We start from the raw sequence: 1,190 nt of genomic DNA, 5'->3' as shown, positions 1-1,190 counted from the left end.
TGTCTAAAGAAAAATTTGAACGTACGAAACCGCACGTTAACGTTGGTACTATCGGCCACGTTGACCACGGTAAAACAACTCTAACTGCAGCTATCTGTACTACTCTTGCTAAAGTTTACGGCGGTGTAGCTAAAGACTTCGCATCTATCGATAACGCTCCAGAAGAGCGTGAGCGCGGTATCACAATCGCAACTTCTCACGTTGAGTACGACACTCCATCACGCCACTACGCACACGTTGACTGTCCAGGACACGCTGACTATGTTAAAAACATGATCACTGGTGCTGCACAGATGGACGGTGGTATCCTAGTTGTTGCTGCGACAGATGGCCCAATGCCACAAACTCGTGAGCACATCCTACTAGGCCGTCAGGTTGGTATCCCATACATCATCGTATTCATGAACAAATGTGACATGGTTGACGATGAAGAGCTACTAGAACTAGTAGAAATGGAAGTTCGTGAACTTCTATCTGAATACGATTTCCCAGGTGATGACCTACCAGTTATCCAAGGTTCTGCACTAGGCGCACTAAACGGCGAAGAGCAGTGGGAAGCGAAAATCGTTGAACTAGCAGAAGCTCTAGATACTTACATCCCTGAGCCAGAGCGTGCGGTAGATCAGCCATTCCTAATGCCTATCGAAGACGTATTCTCAATCCAAGGTCGTGGTACAGTAGTAACTGGCCGTATCGAGCGTGGTATCCTAACTGTAGGTGACGAAGTTGCTATCGTAGGTATCAAAGACACTACTACAACTACATGTACTGGTGTTGAGATGTTCCGTAAGCTTCTAGACGAAGGCCGTGCAGGTGAGAACGTTGGTGCACTTCTACGTGGTACTAAGCGTGACGAAGTTGAACGTGGTCAAGTACTAGCTAAGCCTGGTTCAATCACTCCACACACTAAGTTCGAATCAGAAGTATACGTACTGTCTAAAGATGAAGGTGGTCGTCACACTCCATTCTTCAAAGGCTACCGTCCACAATTCTACTTCCGTACAACTGACGTAACTGGTGACATCCAGCTACCAGACGGCGTAGAAATGGTAATGCCAGGCGACAACGTACAGATGACTGTAGAGCTAATCGCACCAATCGCAATGGACGAAGGTCTACGTTTCGCGATCCGTGAAGGTGGCCGTACAGTAGGTGCTGGTGTTGTTGCTAAGATCTTCGACTAATTCATA

General features: G+C 47.2%; 1 protein-coding gene. It reads left to right on the top strand.

The window, feature by feature from the left end; all coding sequences use genetic code 11:
- The coding region (tuf, locus tag R7035_RS25560) for an elongation factor Tu (protein ID WP_017822038.1) at positions 1–1,184 on the top strand (1,184 nt) is incomplete at its 5' end.
- Positions 1,185–1,190: the final 6 nt, after the last annotated feature.

Origin of the sequence: Vibrio sp. 1731 (assembly GCF_033339955.1) — a bacterium.
GTDB classification, from domain to species: Bacteria; Pseudomonadota; Gammaproteobacteria; order Enterobacterales; family Vibrionaceae; genus Vibrio; species Vibrio alginolyticus.
The sequence above is the reverse complement of the archived record's forward strand: the minus strand, read 5'-3'. Positions and strand labels throughout refer to the sequence as shown.